The organism is Otariodibacter oris (assembly GCF_009684715.1).
GTDB classification, from domain to species: Bacteria; Pseudomonadota; Gammaproteobacteria; order Enterobacterales; family Pasteurellaceae; genus Otariodibacter; species Otariodibacter oris.
The window spans coordinates 241,073-262,419 of the sequence record NZ_CP016604.1 but is presented as its reverse complement, the minus strand read 5'-3'; the positions used below and the strand labels follow the sequence as shown (position 1 = coordinate 262,419).

Annotated in this window: 22 protein-coding genes and 4 tRNA genes; 8 read left to right on the top strand and 18 right to left on the bottom strand. The window is 37.7% G+C overall.

The window, feature by feature from the left end; genetic code table 11:
- The first annotated feature begins 26 nt into the window (after positions 1-26).
- On the top strand, positions 27-1,109 hold the full coding sequence (locus A6A10_RS01275) for an endonuclease/exonuclease/phosphatase family protein (RefSeq protein ID WP_121124347.1): 1,083 nt from the start codon (positions 27-29) through the stop codon (positions 1,107-1,109).
- An 88-nt stretch (positions 1,110-1,197) separates the two neighbouring features.
- Here A6A10_RS01275 and cgtA read toward each other — a convergent pair whose 3' ends face one another.
- From cgtA to rsmD, 7 genes are all read right to left on the bottom strand, one after another.
- Positions 1,198-2,373 carry an Obg family GTPase CgtA gene (gene cgtA, locus A6A10_RS01270; protein ID WP_121124345.1) on the bottom strand — a complete coding sequence of 392 codons (1,176 nt, stop codon included), beginning with the start codon at positions 2,371-2,373 and terminating at the stop codon, positions 1,198-1,200.
- A gap of 75 nt (positions 2,374-2,448) precedes the next feature.
- Entirely contained in the window at positions 2,449-3,381 is a 933-nt protein-coding gene (locus A6A10_RS01265) for a DMT family transporter (protein ID WP_121124343.1), read from the bottom strand.
- 70 nt (positions 3,382-3,451) lie between these two features.
- On the bottom strand, positions 3,452-3,709 hold the full coding sequence (gene rpmA / locus A6A10_RS01260) for a 50S ribosomal protein L27 (protein ID WP_121124341.1): 258 nt from the start codon (positions 3,707-3,709) through the stop codon (positions 3,452-3,454).
- Between the two features lie 20 nt (positions 3,710-3,729).
- Positions 3,730-4,041, bottom strand: coding sequence for a 50S ribosomal protein L21 (rplU, locus tag A6A10_RS01255; protein WP_121124339.1), 312 nt, complete (start codon positions 4,039-4,041; stop codon positions 3,730-3,732).
- 233 nt (positions 4,042-4,274) lie between these two features.
- Positions 4,275-5,420 carry an N-acetylglucosamine-6-phosphate deacetylase gene (gene nagA / locus A6A10_RS01250; RefSeq protein WP_121124337.1) on the bottom strand — a complete coding sequence of 382 codons (1,146 nt, stop codon included), beginning with the start codon at positions 5,418-5,420 and terminating at the stop codon, positions 4,275-4,277.
- A gap of 25 nt (positions 5,421-5,445) precedes the next feature.
- Entirely contained in the window at positions 5,446-6,240 is a 795-nt protein-coding gene (gene nagB / locus A6A10_RS01245; RefSeq protein WP_121124335.1) for a glucosamine-6-phosphate deaminase, read from the bottom strand.
- Between the two features lie 117 nt (positions 6,241-6,357).
- Positions 6,358-6,948 (bottom strand): 16S rRNA (guanine(966)-N(2))-methyltransferase RsmD, encoded by a 591-nt coding sequence (rsmD, locus tag A6A10_RS01240; protein ID WP_121124333.1) that lies wholly within the window; start codon positions 6,946-6,948, stop codon positions 6,358-6,360.
- A 100-nt stretch (positions 6,949-7,048) separates the two neighbouring features.
- Here rsmD and ftsY point away from each other — a divergent pair, with 100 nt between their 5' ends.
- Genes ftsY through ftsX form a run of 3 tightly spaced genes read left to right on the top strand, consistent with a single transcriptional unit; the run spans position 7,049 to position 10,011 of the window.
- Positions 7,049-8,422 carry a signal recognition particle-docking protein FtsY gene (gene ftsY / locus A6A10_RS01235; RefSeq protein WP_121124331.1) on the top strand — a complete coding sequence of 458 codons (1,374 nt, stop codon included), beginning with the start codon at positions 7,049-7,051 and terminating at the stop codon, positions 8,420-8,422.
- A complete protein-coding gene (gene ftsE / locus A6A10_RS01230; RefSeq protein ID WP_121124329.1) occupies positions 8,422-9,078 on the top strand; it encodes a cell division ATP-binding protein FtsE in 657 nt (218 codons plus the stop codon). Before ftsY ends, ftsE begins: the two co-directional genes overlap by 1 nt.
- Positions 9,079-9,084: 6 nt before the next feature.
- A complete protein-coding gene (ftsX, locus tag A6A10_RS01225) occupies positions 9,085-10,011 on the top strand; it encodes a permease-like cell division protein FtsX (RefSeq protein ID WP_121124327.1) in 927 nt (308 codons plus the stop codon).
- Between the two features lie 63 nt (positions 10,012-10,074).
- Here ftsX and A6A10_RS01220 read toward each other — a convergent pair whose 3' ends face one another.
- The 6 genes from A6A10_RS01220 to A6A10_RS01195 form a co-directional block, all read right to left on the bottom strand.
- Positions 10,075-11,352, bottom strand: a complete 1,278-nt coding sequence (locus tag A6A10_RS01220) for a rhodanese-like domain-containing protein (protein WP_229583606.1) — start codon at positions 11,350-11,352, stop codon at positions 10,075-10,077.
- 94 nt (positions 11,353-11,446) lie between these two features.
- The gene (gene tuf / locus A6A10_RS01215) at positions 11,447-12,631 is read right to left on the bottom strand and encodes an elongation factor Tu (RefSeq protein WP_121120754.1); all 1,185 of its coding nucleotides are present in this window, start codon (positions 12,629-12,631) and stop codon (positions 11,447-11,449) included.
- Positions 12,632-12,744: 113 nt separating this feature from the next.
- Positions 12,745-12,820: transfer RNA gene (locus tag A6A10_RS01210), tRNA-Thr, on the bottom strand.
- A 2-nt stretch (positions 12,821-12,822) separates the two neighbouring features.
- Positions 12,823-12,897, bottom strand: a tRNA-Gly gene (locus tag A6A10_RS01205).
- A 43-nt stretch (positions 12,898-12,940) separates the two neighbouring features.
- Positions 12,941-13,025, bottom strand: a tRNA-Tyr gene (locus tag A6A10_RS01200).
- A 36-nt stretch (positions 13,026-13,061) separates the two neighbouring features.
- Positions 13,062-13,137 (bottom strand) — tRNA-Thr (locus A6A10_RS01195).
- A 240-nt stretch (positions 13,138-13,377) separates the two neighbouring features.
- Here A6A10_RS01195 and coaA point away from each other — a divergent pair.
- Genes coaA through A6A10_RS01180 form a run of 3 tightly spaced genes read left to right on the top strand, consistent with a single transcriptional unit; the run spans position 13,378 to position 15,919 of the window.
- Positions 13,378-14,331 (top strand): type I pantothenate kinase, encoded by a 954-nt coding sequence (gene coaA / locus A6A10_RS01190; protein ID WP_121123232.1) that lies wholly within the window; start codon positions 13,378-13,380, stop codon positions 14,329-14,331.
- Positions 14,332-14,348: 17 nt separating this feature from the next.
- Positions 14,349-15,065 carry a tRNA1(Val) (adenine(37)-N6)-methyltransferase gene (locus tag A6A10_RS01185; protein WP_121123230.1) on the top strand — a complete coding sequence of 239 codons (717 nt, stop codon included), beginning with the start codon at positions 14,349-14,351 and terminating at the stop codon, positions 15,063-15,065.
- A 38-nt stretch (positions 15,066-15,103) separates the two neighbouring features.
- Positions 15,104-15,919, top strand: coding sequence for an arylamine N-acetyltransferase family protein (locus A6A10_RS01180; RefSeq protein WP_121123228.1), 816 nt, complete (start codon positions 15,104-15,106; stop codon positions 15,917-15,919).
- Positions 15,920-15,985: 66 nt separating this feature from the next.
- Here the strand turns inward: A6A10_RS01180 and rraA are convergent, their stop codons facing one another.
- The 5 genes from rraA to mgsA all read right to left on the bottom strand — a co-directional run bounded on the left by rraA (position 15,986) and on the right by mgsA (position 19,852).
- On the bottom strand, positions 15,986-16,492 hold the full coding sequence (rraA, locus tag A6A10_RS01175) for a ribonuclease E activity regulator RraA (RefSeq protein WP_121123245.1): 507 nt from the start codon (positions 16,490-16,492) through the stop codon (positions 15,986-15,988).
- Between the two features lie 75 nt (positions 16,493-16,567).
- Complete coding sequence (locus A6A10_RS01170) at positions 16,568-17,833, bottom strand: paraquat-inducible protein A (protein ID WP_121123226.1); 1,266 nt, start codon at positions 17,831-17,833, stop codon at positions 16,568-16,570.
- 14 nt (positions 17,834-17,847) lie between these two features.
- Positions 17,848-18,438, bottom strand: coding sequence for a ribonuclease HII (gene rnhB / locus A6A10_RS01165; RefSeq protein WP_121123224.1), 591 nt, complete (start codon positions 18,436-18,438; stop codon positions 17,848-17,850).
- Positions 18,438-19,328 (bottom strand): CAF17-like 4Fe-4S cluster assembly/insertion protein YgfZ, encoded by an 891-nt coding sequence (gene ygfZ, locus A6A10_RS01160; RefSeq protein ID WP_121123223.1) that lies wholly within the window; start codon positions 19,326-19,328, stop codon positions 18,438-18,440. Before ygfZ ends, rnhB begins: the two co-directional genes overlap by 1 nt.
- A 65-nt stretch (positions 19,329-19,393) precedes the next feature.
- Complete coding sequence (gene mgsA / locus A6A10_RS01155; protein WP_121123220.1) at positions 19,394-19,852, bottom strand: methylglyoxal synthase; 459 nt, start codon at positions 19,850-19,852, stop codon at positions 19,394-19,396.
- A gap of 119 nt (positions 19,853-19,971) precedes the next feature.
- Between mgsA and thrC the strand changes: the two genes are divergently transcribed.
- Complete coding sequence (gene thrC / locus A6A10_RS01150; protein WP_121123218.1) at positions 19,972-21,249, top strand: threonine synthase; 1,278 nt, start codon at positions 19,972-19,974, stop codon at positions 21,247-21,249.
- Positions 21,250-21,347 lie beyond the last annotated feature (98 nt).

Genomic DNA, 21,347 nt, shown 5'->3' with positions numbered 1-21,347 from the left:
TTTTACTCTCTATATTTTTATAAGACATGACAAACACTCTACTCACAATACTATACTGCTTACCCGTGGTAGCAACTTTGCTACCACTGTTGCCGATTAACCATTGGACAGTTCGGATCTTTGATTTTCCGCGTTTACAAATCGCATTTCTGAATCTGATCTGCTTGGTGCTTAGCTACTTCTTTTATGTTGAGCCAACATGGTTATCTGTCATACTGCACTTACTCAATATTGGCTGTTTTGCTTATCAGCTTTGGGAGATTTCTGCTTATACTCGCTTAGCGAAAAAGCAGGTAATTCAATATCATGGTAAGCAAGATGAACGCAGTATTTCACTATTGACGACCAATGTATTAACGCCTAATCGAGAAGCCCATAAATTGTTGGCATTAATTGAAAAATGGCAACCTGATGTGGTACTCACCCTAGAAAGTGATAAATGGTGGGAAGAGCAACTGGCTCCAATCGAAAAAAGCTATACTTATACGGTAAAAATTCCATTGGATAATTTATATGGAATGCATTTATATAGCCGCTTACCATTACGCAACACCGAAGTTCGCCATTGGGTGCAAGAAGATATTCCCTCCATCTATACGGAGGCTTGTTTACCTTCTGGTGAGTGGATTCATTTCTATTGTTTGCACCCCATGCCGCCAACCCCAACTGAAAGTGCTACTTCGACCAATCGAGATGCAGAATTGCTGTTAGTGGGGCAAGAGATCAAAAACAACAATAAAGAAGTGTTAGTTTTCGGCGATTTGAATGACGTGGCATGGTCATCTACTTCTCGTTTATTCCAACGGACTAGTGGATTGCTTGATCCTCGTATCGGACGTGGCTTATTCAGTACCTTCCATGCGAAATATCCTTTTTTACGTTGGCCACTGGATCATATTTTCCATAGTAACGATTTTATGATGCGTGAAATTCGAGTATTGCCTGAAATTGGTTCCGATCACTTCCCTGTTTATGGTAGTTTCCAATTCAAGCCTGAAGCTGAAAATATTCAAGATACGCCAGATGTTGATAAGGAAGATCACAAAGAGGCAAAAGAAAGAATTGATATGGCAGATCCTGAAAAGAAAGTGATTTTTGAGAAATATTAATTTCACAAGAAAATAGCATAAAAAAATCCTCTGACAGAAAACTATCAGAGGATTTTTATTACCGTGAATTAGGGTGAATTAGGATAAATTAAGGTCGATAAATAAATTCAACACCTTCATCATCTTCTTCTGTCCATCCATCGTCATCAAGGTCATCCCAATCGTCTTCAGTAATTGGATTTTTCATCGCTTGTTGGTGATAATCATCCCACTTAAATTCGACTTCTTCGACTGGTTTATCTTCTTCCTCAATACGTGGATGGGCTTCGATAAAGTCCATAATATTGTGTAATAACTCTTGAACATTATCTCCCGTAGCAGCAGAAATAATATAGTATTCGCCTTCCCAGCCAATTTGCTCTGCAATTTCAGCAGCTCGTTTTTCTGCCTCTTCTTCGCCAATCACATCTAATTTGTTGAAAACAAGCCATTGTGGTTTATCTGCTAATTTTTCACTGTATTGATAAAGTTCAGATTCAATAATTGAAATATTATCCGCTGGGTCACTTTCATCAATCGGCATAATATCGACTAGATGAATCAATACTCGGCAACGCTCTAAATGTTTTAAGAAACGAATACCTAAGCCAGCCCCATCTGCTGCACCTTCGATTAGCCCTGGAATATCTGCAATCACAAAACTGCGATCAGAACCTGCACGAGCCACACCCAAGCTTGGTACTAACGTGGTAAATGGATAATCAGCAACTTTTGGCTTCGCTGCTGATACAGCACGAATGAAGGTCGATTTTCCTGCATTTGGTAAGCCCAACATTCCAACGTCGGCTAAAAGCATAAGCTCTAACATCAGATCACGTTTTTCACCTTGTGTCCCATTTGTTTTTTGACGTGGCGCGCGATTGACTGAGGATTTAAAGCGCGTATTGCCTAAACCATGGAATCCGCCTTTTGCAACGAGCATTTTCATGCCATGCTTGGTTAAATCGCCGATAATCTCTTGCGTATCGTTATCTATTGCTCTTGTTCCAACAGGAACACGCAATGTGATATCTTTGCCACGATGCCCTGTACAATTTGAACCACGTCCATTTTCCCCACGACCTGCCGCAAAACGTTTTTCGAAACGGTAGTCAATTAAGGTATTTAAGTTTTCATCTGCGATTAAATAAACATCACCGCCATCACCGCCATCACCACCATCAGGCCCGCCTTTTGGGATAAATTTTTCACGGCGGAAACTCACACATCCATTTCCACCATCGCCTGCTTCAATTCGAATCAGAGCTTCATCTATAAATTTCATTTTTTCTCCTGTCTGCTCAAAATATTAGATAAGCGGTAAGATCACGCTTATCTTTTGCAATTTTCGAGCAATCTATTAAATCCGTCGCATCTGACGACGGTAAATTATTTTGTGTCCTGCGGCAGCCGATAATGCACCGAGTACAACTAACCCTGCACCAATATAGCTCAACATATTTAAATCTGGCTCAGTAAAATGCTCAGGATCAATCAAATACGCTAACTCAGTAAAAATAATCGTTAAAATCGGCATTTGAGGCATTATCATACTGACTTTCGCTACTTCCCAACGATTTAACGCTTCTGCGTAACATCCATAAGCAATGATGGTATTTAAACAACAAAAAATTAAGCATCCCCATGTAAACGGCGTAAGGTTGCTCACTTGCTCCACCTCTTTAAAAGGGGTGAAAACGACGGCACACCCAATATAAATAAAGAGTAAAATTTGTTGTGAGCTAAACTCTTTTAGCATCAATTTTTGAGCGATACCATAACCTACCCAAATAAAGCTTGCTCCAAGACCCAGCAAGATCCCAAGGGCATAGCTATTCATTTCACCAAAATCACCAAAGCGATCGTTAAAGAATAGTGCTAATCCAATAAGTAGTAGGACTAATCCTAATTTTTGATGTAACCCTAAGCGTTCATTAAACAAAAAGATCCCACTTAGGATCATTGAAAAAGAGGAAAGTGGACTTAATACTTGACCTGCCGCTGCGGGAATATAATTTAACGAAAAGTTAAATAAATAAAAATTTCCCGAAAGCCCAACTATCCCTAAAATAATAAGCCAACGATAATTCTTGGTTAAAGCGGTCAGTTTAGGCAATTTTTTTGTAAAAAGTAAAATGAGGAAAATACCAATCGCGGCTGTCACAAATCGGAACCACACTATCGTTTGTGCATTCATTGCAGTCAATAAAGGCTGCAATACAACAGGCAGCGTACTCCATAGAATTACGGTTATTAATGCAAGAAAAAAACCAAGAATGGGTTGTTGTTTCATATTTTTTTACTTCTTCCAATACAAAAAACCCCGCCAATTTAGCGAGGTTTTCTTATTCTTAATTTGAAGATTACTCAGCAATGATGCTTACGTATTTACGGCTTTTTTCGCCTTTAACTTCAAATTTTACTTTACCGTCTGCAGTTGCAAATAAAGTATGATCTCTACCCATTCCTACATTTGTACCCGCGTGGAATTTAGTACCACGTTGACGAACGATAATGCTACCTGCTAAAACAGACTCGCCACCGAAACGTTTAACACCAAGGCGTTTAGCTTCAGAATCGCGACCGTTACGAGTTGAACCACCAGCTTTTTTAGTTGCCATCTACTTGATCTCCTCTGAAATTATGCTTGAATCCCAGTGATTTTCACTTCTGTGAACCACTGACGATGACCTTGTTGTTTACGGCTGTGTTTACGACGACGGAACTTAACAATCTTAACTTTATCGCCACGACCGTGAGAAACAACTTCTGCTACTACTTTACCGCCAGCAACAACTGGGGTACCAATTTTAACATCTTCACCATTAACGACCATTAACACTGAGTCAAACTCAACTTTCTCACCAGTCGCTACTTCAAGTTTCTCTAAACGAACAACTTGACCTTCGCTTACTCGGTGTTGTTTGCCGCCACTTTGGAAAACTGCGTACATATTTACTCCGCTAATCTGTGCTTTTCGCTACGCGTTTCAGCACTTTTAAATTCACATAAAATAGGTGTGCGATTTTACGCAAAAACTGCTCATAGAGCAAGTAACATTTTGAGAAAAATGAAAATTTCTCGCATTATTATAAAAGTCACACTGTATATAAAAAAGGTTGTCCGAATAAATCCATTCAGACAACCTTTATTAAACCTAAGATTACTTATTTATCGTGATGATTTTTAGTTAGCCCATTTAAATTCGCCATTAACGGCTGTGCCTAGCACTTTGAAATGGTGATCAAACACGGCTAAATTTGCGATCTTACCTGCTTTAATGGATCCTAAATGATCGTCAACATGGATCGCTTTTGCAGGATAAATCGTACACATACGAATTGCTTCTTCAAGGGAGATTCCCACATGTTGAACCACATTTTCAATAGATTCAATGATTGTTGCAGCGGATCCACCTAAGCTACCAAATTCATCAATACATTTTCCATCTTTGAATAATACTTTCTTACCTACAAAGATAAAGGAATCAATATTTGCCCCAGCTGGCGCAACAGCATCAGTCACTAGCACTAATTTTTCACCTTTTACTTTTTTCGCAAGGCGGATATTACTCCATGCAATGTGATGACCATCAGCAATAATACCTGTATATACGTCACTATCTAATACCGCACCGACTACACCCGGATCACGTCCTGAGCTGACTGGTGACATTGCATTATGTAAATGCGTTGCAAAACTTGCACCTTCTTTAAAGCGTTGCATTGCTTCTTCATAAGTCGCATTGGTGTGTCCAATAGAAACTATAATACCTGCATCAACAAATTTACTAATATGATCTGCTGTTTTATTTTCTGCGGCTAAGGTTAATTTAGTGATCACATCGCCATTTTTGCAAAGATAATCGATCATCTCATCGCTTGCTTCACGAATAAACTCTGGGCGATGTACCCCTTTTTTCTTAACGCTTAAGTAAGGTCCTTCTAAGTGTAATCCTAATGCTTGATTTTTATATTTCGCCAAATAATCACGCATTACTTGAATTGCTTGTTTCATATCTTCATCTGGTGAAGTAATAAAAGTAGGCAAATAACTTGTTGTACCTGACTTCAAGTTAGTTTCTTGCATAATTTCAAGAGTGCGTACACTGATGTCTTCATTAAACATCACGCCACCACAACCATTTAGCTGTAAATCAATAAATCCAGCAGTAAGATTTGCTCCTTTTAAATCCACAGTTGGAAGTGAAGAATCTAAGTCTTTTTCAAGTACTATTGCTTCAATTTTATCATCTTTAACAATAACAGCGTGTTGGTAAAGGACGTCATCTTCTGTATAAATAACACTGTTAGTTAACGCATAATGATTCATAATTTTCTCCTACTCCTAACGAGTCCTAACGAGCTACATTTTGCTCTAACTGTTTAAAGTATTTCACTGTTTTTACTTTAAGCTCTTGTGTAGCAGGTTCATCACATACAACTACTGCTCTTCTATGCATTTGTAACGCACTAATTGTCCACATATGATTTACTGGACCTTCAACACAAGCTTGTAGAGCTAATGCTTTGTTATAACCTGTTACTAAAATAAGCACTTCTTCCGCATCTAATAATGTACCCACACCGACTGTTAATGCGAATTTTGGCACTTGATTAACATCATTATTGAAGAAACGGGAATTTGCGATTAGCGTATCTTCCGTTAATGTTTTGATACGTGTACGTGAGCTAAGTGAAGAGGCGGGCTCATTAAATGCGATATGTCCATCAACACCTACTCCACCCATAAATAAATGAATTTTGCCATAAGAGCGAATTTTTGCTTCATAACGTTCGCATTCAGCATCAACATCATCGGTCATTCCATCAAGTAAATTAATATTCTCCGCTGGAATATCAATGTGATTAAATAAATTTTCATGCATAAATGTATGATAACTTTCAGGATGCTCTTTCGGTAAACCTAAATATTCATCCATATTGAAAGTCACAACGTGTTTAAAACTGACTTCGCCCGCTTTATGCAATCTAATTAATTCTTGATAAGTCTTTTGAGGTGTACCACCTGTTGGTAATCCTAATACAAAAGGTTTATCTGCAGTTGGTTTAAAAGCATTGATTTTATCAACAATATAACGAGCAGACCATTGACTTACTTGCTCGGCAGAATCTAAAGGAACTAAACGCATATAACCTCCTTGATAGTTATAATTTGGAATAAAACTTCAATCTTAAAATTATATAAGAAAATTCACTTCATTTGTAATGCTATTTGTCTAATTTTTGAAAAAGATCACATTTTTGTCTTATTCAACTAAAATCAATCGCGATAAAACTTGCCCTGTTACCTTTTCTTTAATAATTCGCCAATTATTAGGTAAACTCAAAGGAGGATGTTCCTTTTCTGTTTCCACATAGATCAACGCATTTTCTGCAAGCCAATTATACTTTTCTAAGCGATCCAATACTTGTGGAACAAATCCAAAATGAAACGGGGGATCCACAAAAATGATATCAAAAGGATCTTCACTATTTTTTTGTGCAAGAAATTGTAGGCTATCGGTGTGAATTACTCGCCCATTCTCTGTTTTTAGACTCACTAGATTCTTTTTTAATTGATTCGCAGCACCTACAAATTTTTCTAAGAAAGTGACCGCTTGCGCCTGACGAGACAAGGCTTCAATACCAAGTGAACCACTGCCAGCAAAGCAATCTAAACAACGAGAGTGAGGAATATCGCTCATTAACCAATTAAATAAGGTTTCTTTCATTCTATCTGTGGTTGGGCGTAATCCTTCTGCATTTAATACAGGTAATTTACGACCTCGCCATAACCCTGCAATCACACGCACTTCACCCATTGATGAATTTTGTTTAGAAATCCTTACTTTTTTCATATCAAACCACAAAAACCATTGCTAAAAAATGATAAACTATGGGGAATAGTGTATTCCATTTTTGAGTAAAATGGATTTTTAATTTAGGAGAAAAGAGCAAATGGCAGAAAATAAAAAGAAAAAAGGATTTTGGTCTTGGTTGGGCTTGGGGGAAAAAGAAGAAAAAGTAGAGGAATCAACCACTACAACAGCAGAGGAGGAACAACAAGTTCCAACCTCTCAACGAGATACAGAATTAGTTACCGAAACTGCCGAAGAATTGGCTCCTATTGATGAAAAAGATGAAAATCAAAGTAGTGCAATTACAGAAAATCAATCTGTAGAGCATATTGAATCATCCACGTCACAGCAACCTGCTGAAGAACAGATTGAAATTCTTACAGAGGAAACTACCGAATTAACTACTATTACTACACCAGAAAATGATGATGTTCACGAAGAACAAAATGAAGTGGTCGATATTCAACCTTCTGTCGAAATAGAACAATCCTCGACTGAATCTATAGAATCAACCACAGATGATGAATACCAAGAAAAACCAACCAGTGAAGGTGGATTTTTCAGCCGATTAATCAAAGGATTAATCAAAACCAAAGAAAATATTGGTTCAGGATTCCGTAATTTCTTCCGTGGTAAGAAAATTGATGATGAATTATTTGAAGAATTAGAAGAACAACTTTTAATTGCTGATTTAGGTATGCCGACAACCACAAAAATTATTAATAACCTCACTCAACATGCCTCTAAAAAGCAATTACAAGATGCTGAATTATTATATCAACAATTAAAAATTGAACTAGCAAATGTGCTTACTCCTGTTGCAGAACCATTAGTCATTACCGATAAAAAACCTTATGTCATTTTGATGGTTGGGGTAAATGGCGTAGGTAAAACAACCACGATTGGTAAGCTCGCACGTAAATTCCAAGCAGAAGGAAAATCAGTCATGTTAGCAGCTGGTGATACTTTCCGAGCTGCTGCGGTGGAACAGTTACAAGTATGGGGTGAGCGTAATCACATTCCTGTCGTGGCACAAAGCACGGGGTCAGATTCTGCCTCAGTGATTTTCGATGCAATGCAATCTGCCGCGGCAAAAGGGATTGATGTGCTAATTGCTGATACCGCAGGACGTTTACAAAATAAAAATAATTTAATGGATGAATTGAAGAAAATTGTCCGTGTTATGAAAAAATACGATGAAACTGCTCCCCATGAAATTATGTTAACCTTGGATGCAGGAACAGGACAAAATGCGATTAGCCAAGCGAAACTCTTTAATGAAGCCGTTGGACTGACTGGGATTACCCTAACTAAATTAGATGGTACAGCCAAAGGTGGTGTTATTTTTGCTATCGCTGATCAATTTAAACTCCCAATTCGTTTTATTGGTGTCGGTGAAAAAATTGAAGATTTACGTCAATTTGATGCCAATGAATTTATCGAAGCACTATTTAGTCATGAGGATGAAAAATAATGATCACATTTACCGATGTAAGTAAAGCCTATAAAGGCGGAGGAAAACCCGCATTACAAGGGATCAGCTTTCACTTACCAAAAGGTGAAATGGCATATATTACGGGACATTCAGGAGCAGGCAAAACGACTCTACTCAAACTGATTATGGGGATAGAACGTGCCAATGGTGGACAAGTTATCTTTAATGGACATGACATTACTCGTTTAGCTGAACATGAATTACCCTTCCTACGCCGTCATATTGGGATGGTACATCAAAATTATAGCTTACTCACGGATCGTTCTATTTTAGACAATGTCGCATTACCGCTAATCATCATGGGCCTAAACCGAACTACCGTAGAAAGAGAAGCAAGAATGGCTTTGGCTCGAGTAGGTCTAGAGAATAAAGCAAATTTCCGCCCTCTGCATCTATCTGGTGGAGAACAACAACGAGTAGATATTGCTCGAGCCATTGTTCATCGCCCACAGCTATTACTTGCTGATGAACCTACTGGAAATTTAGATGATAAACTTTCCTTTGAAATTTTCCGTTTATTTGAAGAATTTAATCAAACAGGTACAACTGTTTTAGTTGCTACCCATGATACGAATATTATCGCACAACGCCCTAAACCTTGTTTAGTCTTAGAAGAAGGTCACTTAAAAGGTTAAAAAATAATGCTTGATTCAATAAACACACAAACCCGTTATATTTTACGTTCGGTATGGTCAGATCTGAAACAACGTAAACTAGGCACATTTCTAACTGTTCTCGTTATTGCTGTTTCCTTAACTATTCCAACTATTAGTTATCTCCTTTGGAAAAATACCAAACAAGCTGCTGATGAATTTTATCCTGAGCCAGAATTAACGGTTTATCTCCATAAAAATTTATCAGATCATGATATAGATACGGTAGTCGATAATATTCGCCAATTTGATACGGATAAAATCGAATCTCTTGATTATATTTCACGTCAGCAAAGTCTCGAAGACTTTCAAACTTGGTCTGGCTTTGGCGAGGCATTAGAAGTATTGGATAATAACCCTCTTCCAGCAGTCGTTATTTTAAAACCCAAAAAGGGATTTACTTCCACTGACGATATGCTCACATTCCGTAATGAATTACAGCAAATAAAAGGCGTTCAAGAAGTCAGATTAGATAATGGTTGGCTGGAAAAATTAACCTCATTAACTCAACTTATTGCTCGAATTTCGATAACTTGCACCTTACTCATGTTTGTAGCGGTTTTCTTAGTGATTAGTAATAGTGTCCGTTCCGATGTCTCGAATAGTCGAGTATCTATTAATGTAATGCAGTTACTTGGAGCAACGGACTATTTTATCTCCCGCCCATTTATCTACACAGGTATGATTTATGGATTATTAGGCAGTATCTTAGCCATCATTTTCAGTTTAATGACCATAAGCTATTTCACCAGTGTCGTACGCTATGTCACTGATATGTTTACCGTCAAATTTGAATTACATGCCTTTGATTTCAGTGAAGTAGTCTTGATTATTGTTTCCACCATTTTCCTCGGTTGGTTGTCAGCACAAATTGCAACTAATCGTCATATTCAGAAAATTGGCTCAAAATACTAATGTAAAACAAGCGGTAAGATCAGGTAAAACTTTTGCATAATCTTACCGCTTTATTGTCCTTTCTTACTTAAAATCATTTCTAGCATTAGGTTTCTTTGACTGAATACTTTCATTTTTAAGCGGTAATCTTTCATCCATCTGCCAAGCATTCCAACTACCATCGTACACCGCTGTCTTTTCCCATCCTGCTAACTGAGTGATAAACCAAGCAATACTCGCTCGCCAACCTGTGCCACAATAAAAAGCTAAAAAATCATCCTTTTGAATTCCTTGCTCTTCCCACAACTGAAATATTTCATCAGGATTACGTAACGTACCATCTGGTGAAAAATAATCATTCATATTCGATGCATCCGTTCCAGCAAATCCCCAAATAGCATCCATCGGTTCACCTTTTCTTTGAATATAAGCATAGCCACTTGTTTGACCAATATACTCACGCCAAGATCGATTACTGACTAATTTAAGCCCTTGTTGTTGGAGGTAAAGAATATCTGCTGGAGTAGAAATATTGAAATGTGGATTTAAAGGTATCATCCCACCAAAATCATTCTCTTTCATTGGATAATTTACTTTTCCTTCAATCTCAAAACCTAAGGATAGCCAAGCAGAGAAATTACCATCTAATACACGAACATCCTTTACTCCTGCCCACAGCAAAACCCAAAATATGCGATAAGCCGCTAATTGATTTGTTGAATAGAGGATAATGCTTTTATCTTGCGTAATACCATTATCTAGTAGATTTTTCCTAATTTCTTCTGCCGCTAACAAATTCCATATCGGTCCAGACTCAATCCAATCTGTATTAAAATAATAAGCTGTGGGGATATGGCTTTTATAATCTTCAGAATCCTCTCGTTTTCCCCAAGATACGTGGAATAACATAAAATCTTGGTGATCATTCGTTTTGAAAATTTTATCGGTAAGTAGATGATTTAACCATTCTGCGGAAACGCTATATTGAAAATTAGGGAAACTGGCAAGCGGTTGGTTACTCTGTATATATTGTAAAAAATGGGGAAAAATTAAAACACGATACCCATATAGTAAAAGACTCTTACCTAGATCTGTTGCTCTAAATAAATCTATATCGTAAATAATTAATATTTTAGATTTATCTAAACCTTTATCATCAGCAAAAGTGACAAATTTTGATGGAGTAATATGAGGAAGCCAATCGACATTAAATTGTATCGCATTGGGAATATGTCCACCTCTCGTCACATTTTTATGTGCAAAGCCGTTATAAAATTGATTATTACGACTATCAACGAGAATATAGTTGGGATCATTTAATACCTCGAAAAAGGTATCGTAAGATATCGTTTTCATTAACATTGATTAAACCTTAATACGAATGTTGTGAAACTCAAATTTGAAAAACAAAAGGCGTACCTTACGATACGCCTATCTATGCTTAATCCATCAATGATTATTTGATGATTTTCGCTACAACGCCCGCACCTACTGTACGACCACCTTCACGAATCGCAAAACGTAAACCTTCGTCCATCGCGATCGGGTGAATTAAGCTTACTTTCATTTTGATGTTATCGCCTGGCATTACCATTTCTACACCTTCAGGTAATTCGATTGTACCTGTTACGTCTGTTGTACGGAAATAGAATTGTGGACGGTAACCTTTGAAGAATGGAGTGTGACGTCCACCTTCTTCTTTTGATAATACGTAAACTTCTGATTCAAAGTCTGTATGTGGTGTGATTGAACCTGGTTTCGCTAATACTTGACCACGTTCGATTTCTTCACGTTTTGTACCACGTAATAATGCACCTACGTTCTCACCTGCACGACCTTCGTCAAGTAATTTACGGAACATTTCCACACCTGTTACTGTTGTTTTTGTTGTATCTTTGATACCAACAATTTCAACTTCTTCACCAGTACGGATGATTCCACGTTCAACACGACCTGTTACTACTGTACCACGACCTGAAATTGAGAATACGTCTTCAATTGGTAATAAGAATGGTTTGTCGATTGCACGTTGTGGTTCTGGGATATATGAATCTAAGTAACCCGCTAATTCAACAATTTTTTCTTCCCACTCAGGCACACCGTTTAATGCTTGTAACGCTGAACCACGTACGATTGGTGTATCGTCACCTGGGAAATCATATTGAGATAGAAGTTCACGAACTTCCATTTCAACTAATTCTAATAATTCTTCATCATCAACCATATCACATTTGTTTAAGAATACGATGATGTATGGTACACCTACTTGACGTCCTAAAAGAATGTGTTCACGAGTTTGTGGCATTGGACCATCTGTTGCTGCTACTACTAAGATAGCACCATCCATTTGTGCCGCACCTGTGATCATGTTTTTAACATAGTCCGCGTGTCCCGGGCAGTCAACGTGAGCATAGTGACGAGTTTCTGTATCGTACTCAACGTGTGAAGTGTTGATGGTGATACCACGCGCTTTTTCTTCTGGCGCGTTATCAATTTGGTCGAATGCACGTGCTGCACCACCGAATTTTTTCGCTAATACAGTTGTGATTGCTGCTGTTAAAGTTGTTTTACCATGGTCAACGTGGCCGATTGTACCCACGTTAACGTGCGGTTTTGTACGTTCAAATTTTTCTTTAGACATTTTATAAAGTCCCTCTAAACAAACACGGTTACGATGGTACGTTACCACATTAACCAAATGTAGAAATAAATACTATTATGTTTACTAAAGAGAAATGAAAATAGAATAGTTACTGGTGCTGATAGGCGGATTTGAACCGCCGACCTCACCCTTACCAAGGGTGCGCTCTACCAACTGAGCTATATCAGCGCTGGAGCGGGCAGCGGGAATCGAACCCGCATCTTTAGCTTGGAAGGCTAAGGTAATAGCCATTATACGATGCCCGCTTGTTCTAAATTCGTCTTTCCCATTTAGGATTCAATTATGAGATGGTGGAGGGAGAAGGATTCGAACCTTCGAAGGCTGAGCCAACAGATTTACAGTCTGCCCCCTTTGGCCGCTCGGGAATCCCTCCACATTAATTGAATACCTGCTGACTTTGCGTTGTTAATGGTGCCGACTACCGGAATCGAACTGGTGACCTACTGATTACAAGTCAGTTGCTCTACCTACTGAGCTAAGTCGGCATTATTGCGTTGTCATAAGCAAGTGGTGCGCATTATAGGGCTTTCAGAAAAGCTTGCAAGTCTTTTTTTAAAAAAAGTTAAATTTTTAGTTTCTTTCGATTGCAAAATACGCAGAATGTTTGTTTTTTAAATATTTTTAATACTGGTAATCTGATAAAGAAGTTTATTTGGTGATTTGTACTGTATATTTGATGACATAAAAGATAAACTATTGCTATCCTTATCAAGATATTTATCGCGATGAATTTGCAAAAAACAAAAAAACTGACGCCTTTTCTTACTTTTGATCGTCAACAATGGGCTGCATTACGAAAATCTGTGCCATTAAAGCTCACTGAGCAAGATTTAAAACCACTACTCGGTTTTAATGAAGACTTATCTTTAGATGAAGTCAGCACAATTTATCTTCCCCTTGCCCGTTTAATTAATTATTACATTGATGAAAATATTAAACGTCAGCAGGTCCTACATAAATTTTTAGATATAAAGGCGCCTAAAGTGCCTTTTATCATCAGTATTGCAGGAAGCGTATCCGTTGGAAAAAGTACTTCCGCACGTATTTTACAAGCGCTTCTATCTCACTGGCCTCAAGATCGTAAAGTATCTCTGATTACAACAGATGGTTTTCTATATCCATTAAATATTTTAGAACAAAAAAACTTATTACATAAAAAAGGGTTTCCTGAGTCCTATGATATTCATCAATTAATTGCTTTTGTTTCGGACATCAAAGCAGGTAAACGACATGTAAAAGCCCCTATTTACTCTCACTTAACCTACGATATTATTCCTAATCAATTTAATGAGGTCGATCAACCAGATATCGTTATCTTAGAGGGATTAAACGTACTACAAAGTGGCATGAATAATCCGTCTAATCCTCATAATATTTTTGTTTCTGACTTTGTCGATTTTTCAATTTATGTTGATGCCGATGAATCATTATTGAAAACATGGTATATAAACCGCTTCTTAAAGTTTCGCCGAAGTGCCTTTTCAGATCCTAATTCTTATTTTAACCATTACTCAAAATTATCTGAAGAAGAGGCCATTGCTACTGCCTCTAAAATTTGGGACGAAATTAATGGGTTAAATCTTCGCAAAAATATTTTACCAAGTAGAGAAAGAGCGAATTTAATCTTAGTCAAAGGGCAACACCACGCCATTGAAACCGTAAAATTAAGAAAGAAATAATCATTAAAACAAATAATATGGCGTCAAAAGGTTTTCAATTTAAGCAATTCTTCATTGCACACGACCAATGTGCAATGAAAGTAAACACTGATAGTATTTTACTTGGGGCGATTGCAGAGATAAACAATGTTCATTCTATTTTAGATATGGGGACAGGTTCAGGATTACTTGCAATAATGCTGGCACAACGTACCGCTTGTGTTGAATTATTCCCCTCTATTACGGCCATTGAACTTGAACAAGATGCTTACTCACAAGCAACAGATAACTCAAAATTAACACCATGGCACAATAGAATATCAATCATTCATGGTGATGTAACTCAAATAGAGTTTACCCAACAATTTGATCTTATTGTGTCGAATCCGCCTTATTTTTCTGACAGTTTACCCAGTAAAACAAAAGCTCGAGGACTTGCCAGAAACATTACCCAAAACCATATTACTTGGTTATCTCAAGCAAAAAAATGGCTATCATCCAAAGGGAGAATTACATTTATTCTGCCACTTGATGCTGGACTTAAATTAATTGAGCAAGCCAAAGAAATTGGCTTATATTGTATTGAACGCTATACGATACAATCTACACCAAACAAACTTGCTAAACGGATCATTTTGACTTTCTCAAGGGTAGATAAAGTATGTGCTGATAAGCAACTCGTGATCTACCAAGAAAATCATCAATATAGCGAAGAATTTAAAGAACTTACTCAAGATTTTTATGTGAATTTTTAATCGTTCACATCACGACGATAAAATTCATAGGAGTTTAAATGGATACACAAAATATTATTCAACATTACTTAGCCGACCTTAATATCACTAAAAATATCACCACACTAGAAGATATTTCTGACTTAGCCTTAGCGCATTTAAAACGTTATTTTTTTGGTAATCCCAAAGTGTTGCTTGCCGAAGATGTTCCGATTGATCTTGAATCGGCATATAACAATATCGTTGTAAATAAAAGAGGAGGTTATTGCTTTGAACACAATAAATTGATGTATGAAGTATTAAAACACTTTGGCTTTAAAGTAACGCAACACCTAGCTCGTATATTAAATAACGATATTCCCAAAATACCAATGACCCATCGAGTCACAATCTTACATTATCAAGGTGAGAAATATTTGGTAGATGTTGGCGTTGGGTTTCGTAGTCCAAGTGTTATCATTAAATTTGATGAAAAGAATCCCTCTTCGATCGGTCACTTAAATACAGAATATCAGCTATCATACGATAATCAGGGACTATACACTCTGCAAAGAAAGGAAAAAGATCAGTACTTCAATATCTACCAATTTAATCTAATTGAAAACGTTGATGCCGATTTTGAAATGGGGAATTTTTACTGCTATAAGAATCCTAAAAGCATTTGGCGAAATCATCTGATTATGTCATGTTTCACGAATGACGCTATTCATTCATTACATAACAATGTGTATTACAGAATGTATAGCAAACACTCAGAACAAATTACAATCACAGAGGTTAATCAATTTATTGAGATTATCCAAAACGAACTGAAAGCGAATTACAGCCGAGAAGAATTAATAGAAATCTTTGAAAAGTATATTAAGCAGAAATAAAGCGAAAAATTGAATCAGCTGCCAACAATTGTTGGCAGTTTTCACTATAGAATGGGATAAGAAATATTACTCTTCTTCCTCATCTTCATCTGAGAAATCAAGTAATTCAGGAGAGAGAATGATCCCTGTGAGATCGGCATAAACATAATCTTCAGGTAAGAAACTGACACCACCAAAATTCACTGGCGTATCCACTTCACCCACCATGCTATCATCTGCACCCACTGGAATTGGTGCTAGGGCTTGAATACCGATATCTAATGTTTCTAGTACATCTAACTGACGTACGGCACCATTAACGATAATCCCTTCCCATCCATTATCTACGGCTAATTGGGCTAATTCCGCATCAATCAATGCTCGACGAACTGCACCACCGCCATCAATAAGCAGCACTCGTTCTTGACCGTCTTCTTCCAACACTTCAGCAATCAATCCATTGCTTTCAAAGCATTTTACTGTTGTGATTTTTCCATAGAAAGAAGGTCTGCCCCCAAAGCTAGAAAAAATGGGTTCGACGACATCGACTTGATCTGAATAAATATCACAAAGTTCTGAAGTATCAACACGCATCATAATGTGCTCCTATTTTTAAATTATTATAAATTAAGTTTGCCAGTATAAACTGTTGCAAAAGTTTGTTCAAATCTAACCGCTTGCTTCAGACTCCTCTTTTTTATGCCCATAATGAATATCCCATAACATTTTGGCATCAAGATTAGAAGAAGAAATCATAGTTAAAAATACCGCCGCCCCAAAATAAAAAGCCGCATCTCCTACTGAGAAGCTAATAATTTGTCCACGTTCTACTAAAGACATCATCAATGCTAATACAAATAAATCAAGCATTGACCAACGTCCAACAAAGTGAACATAGTGCAGTAGTTTCATTTGCCAGTGGATCGAATGTTTCCAGCGGAAATGAATCGCTAATAAAAGATATAAAATCACTGCAACTTTACTAAATGGCACAACAATACTTGCCACAAATACAATGCCCGCAACGGCATAACTACCCATAGAAATAAATAACAGTACACCACTCATCAATGAATCTGCGGAAGTTGAGCCCGCAAATTCCGTGGAAGAAATCGGTAAAAGGTTAGCTGGAATCATCATCACAACACCAGCCAGTAAGGTCGCCCAAACCCGTTGTAATTTAACCTTTTCTGGTACATCTAAATTACTTTCGCAACGAGGACAGCGGTGTTGCCCCTTCATATCAATAATATTGGCATCAAAGGTATAATCACATACGTGACACAACGTATAGTGAGTAGAATGGGTACAATGCTCCGGCTCTAACGCATAATATTCTGGGTAAAAATCATTCCATAACTGCTTCGGATCAATTTTAGTAAATAATAATGTTGTGAGTAATGTCACTAATAAAAATGGAATTAAATACAAGTCAAAAGAGAGCGGTGCATACTCCCTCACTTTAAAAGCCGCTACACCTAATGCGACCAAATACACATCCAACATTACCCATTGTTTTGCTTTTGTTAGGAATATAAGCGTATAGCGAGGGCGATATTCAATCCATTTTTGAAAACGTAAAGCCAATATCAGCAACACAAACGCCAACGGCATAATGACTGAACAAAATAAGATCATAAAAGCGGTATAAGGGAAACCGGAGGTTGCCATTTTCCAAGTTCCTCCCCACACCGATGCATATAAATTCACACCCAATAAATCAATGTGCATTAATGGAAAATATAAGGCGAGAGGTAAAAGGATAAGAATCGCAAATGCAATAATACTACAACGACCTAAACTCCAACGTCCACCAGAGTGTAAAACGTGATGACAATTCGGGCAACAAGCGGTCTGATTATTCAACTCTTTTGTAATACTCACTAACGTATCGCATTCAGGACAACTTTGTAGATAAATATCCGATTCTTTCATGCTATTCCTATTTACTATTGATTTAAGAGTCTCGCTACTGGAGCAAAACTTTTACGATGATAAGGTGTGACACCAAATTCCGCTAATTTCTCAAAATGTAATTTTGTCGGGTATCCTTTATGTTTGGCAAAACCATATTCAGGATAAATTTTATCTAATTCTGCCATTTCCTGATCACGTGTGACTTTTGCAATGATTGACGCCGCACTGATCTCTGCCACTAAGCTATCGCCTTTTACTACCGCTTGCGCTGGAATAGAAAATTTTGGGATACGATTACCATCAACCAATACAAAATCAGGTTGAATGTGTAATCCCGCTACCGCGCGTTCCATGGCTAACATTGTAGCGTGTAAAATATTGAGCTGATCGATTTCTTCTGGCTCTGCTCGACCTAACGACCAACTCAATGCTTTTTTCTTAATCTCTTCCGCTAAAGCGATTCGGCGTTTTTCTGATAATTTTTTGGAATCTGCCAAGCCTTCAATCGGATTATTTGGATCTAAAATTACCGCAGCAGTAACAACCGCTCCAACCAAAGGACCTCGCCCCACTTCATCAACACCTGCAATCAAATTTGCTTGGGGATAAATAAATTCCATCATTAATTTTCATCCAAAGCATAAGGAAGTGAGTAAATGCTCAGTTTTGTATCACCAATACGGAAAAGGCTATCTGGTTCAATATCACGATTTAATACAACCTGCACCCATAAGGTAGTTTCATCTTTTACAGAAGCTAAAATCGTGCCTGTGCTTTTCCAGTTTTCGCCTAGTCGCATTTCAACACTTGATGCCACTTCGGGTAAGGCAATCTCGCTCTCAATTTTACCGACAAGGGTAAACATCGCACGTTTATTTGCCCCACGATATTTCGCACGAGCAATGGTTTCTTGCCCGATATAACAGCCTTTTGTAAAAGAAATACTTTGCTCAAGGTATTGCACATTGGCCGCTTGAGGTAATAATTCAAATTGATTCGCTTTATAAAGTAACGGTACACCTTGTTGAATATCAATTAAATCCCAACGTGTCGCCTCGCCATTTGTTTCAGGGGAAACATCGCCCCAAAATATCGCACGTTTCTGCTCATCTAGGATAATGCAAGCGGTCACTTTATTGCTAAAGTTTGCAATCATCTCACCGCTTGTTGTGCCATATAATGGCGTATCCAATTCAGTAAAGGTGACTTTAGAAAATACCGCATATTTTTTTAATTGAGCCAAGGCTTCGGGTAATAAATCTTGCAGAATAATCATAAAGAATTGATCGGCAGATTGGCGATATAAACGGAATAATGCACTCATTTTACCTTTTGGGTCACAATGAGATGTGAGTGTATGCTCACCTTCTGCAAGCTTTGTTACATCACAGGTTAATTGCCCTTGCAAAAATTTCTCGGCATCTACACCCGCCACTTCAATTAAACGATATTGTGTTAGAGCCACACATAAATCAGGATTTTTGTGAGTCACTAATTGGCATTCACATCTCATTTTTACCTCTTTGATTCAAACTTAATACACAAATCATACAATGATTATGCGATAAAACCTATAAACTAACTTAAACGTTCTCTCAAATATGTTTCATAATCAGGAATCTCAATATCTACTTCTTGCCCAAATAATGTTGATGCCAATAAAAAGTTAGCCGAAGTTTGATTAATTGCCACAGGGATATTCCACACTGTCGCAATACGCATTAACGCCTTTACATCAGGATCATGTGGTGCAGCATTCATTGGATCCCAAAAGAAAATCAACATATCAATTTTTTTATCGGCAATTAATGCTCCCAACTGCTGATCGCCTCCCATTGGACCACTTAGCAAAGACTTAATTTCTAATCCCGTTTCTTTAGAGAGCAAATTACCCGTAGTCCCCGTTGCATATAACTTATGTGGTTTTAAATATTCCGCATGCTTTTGAGTCCATTCCAATAAGCTCTGTTTACAACTATCGTGAGCCACTAAAGCAATGTGTTTATGAATAGCCAGTGTGCGTTGTGTGTTTCTCATTGTTTGCCCCTTAATTTGCAAAAAATTGCTCAAATGATACCGCTTTTACATTGACTAACAAAGGGGAACAGATAAAATCAAAACAATTTCTTTATTTTTATAACAAAAAGGATTGCTGAATGAATTTATACAATATCAAACACCCAGAAGAACAGGTGAATTTTGCCCAAGCCGTACGCCAAGGGCTAGGTAAGGATCAAGGATTATTCTTCCCTGAAACGATTCCAACTTTAACCAATATTGACGAATTACTTGATTTACCACTTGTTGAACGTAGCCAAAAAATTCTTTCAGCATTAATTGGAGACGAGCTCCCAACCGAAACCTTAAACGCAATGGTAAAAAATGCGTTTACCTTCCCTGCTCCACTAGCCAAAGTAAATGATCATATCTACGCATTAGAACTTTTCCACGGACCAACATTAGCATTTAAAGACTTTGGTGGTCGCTTTATGGCACAAGCCCTTGCAGCAGTGCGTGGCGATGGAAAAATCACGATTCTAACTGCAACCTCTGGCGATACAGGTGCAGCAGTGGCTCACGCTTTTTATGGTTTAGAAAATATCAACGTCGTTATTCTTTATCCAAAAGGTAAAATCAGCCCACTTCAAGAAAAATTATTCTGTACCCTTGGTGGCAATATTCGCACAGTGGCGATCGAGTCTGATTTTGATGCTTGCCAAGCCCTTGTGAAACAAGCCTTTGATGATGAAGAATTACGCCAAGCAATCGGGCTAAACTCTGCAAATTCGATTAACATCAGCCGTTTACTTGCACAAGTTTGCTACTACTTCGAAGCAGTCGCACAATTACCAAAAGAAAAACGCAATAACGTCGTGGTTTCTGTGCCAAGTGGTAACTTCGGTAATTTAACTGCAGGATTGATTGCCAAAACTTTAGGATTACCAATCAAACGTTTTATTGCCTCAACTAATGCTAACGACACCGTGCCTCGTTACTTACGTTCTGGAAAATGGGAACCGAATGCAACCGTTGCCACCCTTTCTAACGCAATGGACGTAAGCCGACCAAACAACTGGCCTCGTGTGGAAGAGTTATTTAAACGTAATAACTGGGACTTAGCCGATCTTGGCTCTCTTGCATTAAATGATGACGAAACAGAAACTGCGCTTAAAGCGGAATATGCGGAAGGCTACTTATGTGAACCGCATGGTGCAATCGCTTACCAAGCGTTAAAAGATCAGTTACAAGCCGATGAAACAGGCATCTTCCTCTGCACCGCCCACCCAGCGAAATTTAAAGAATCGGTAGAACGTATTTTAAATATCGAGCTACCACTACCAGAGGCATTGGATAAGCACAATAAACTCCCATTACTTTCCGACACAATGGTAAATGATTTTGAGAAGTTAAGAGCGTATTTATTAGCGAAGTAATATAGGAATAAGCGGTAAGATCTTACTGATAATTTGCAGAATTTAGATCTTACCGCTACTTACATAATGACGCTTAGTAAAAATTATCGTAATATTAA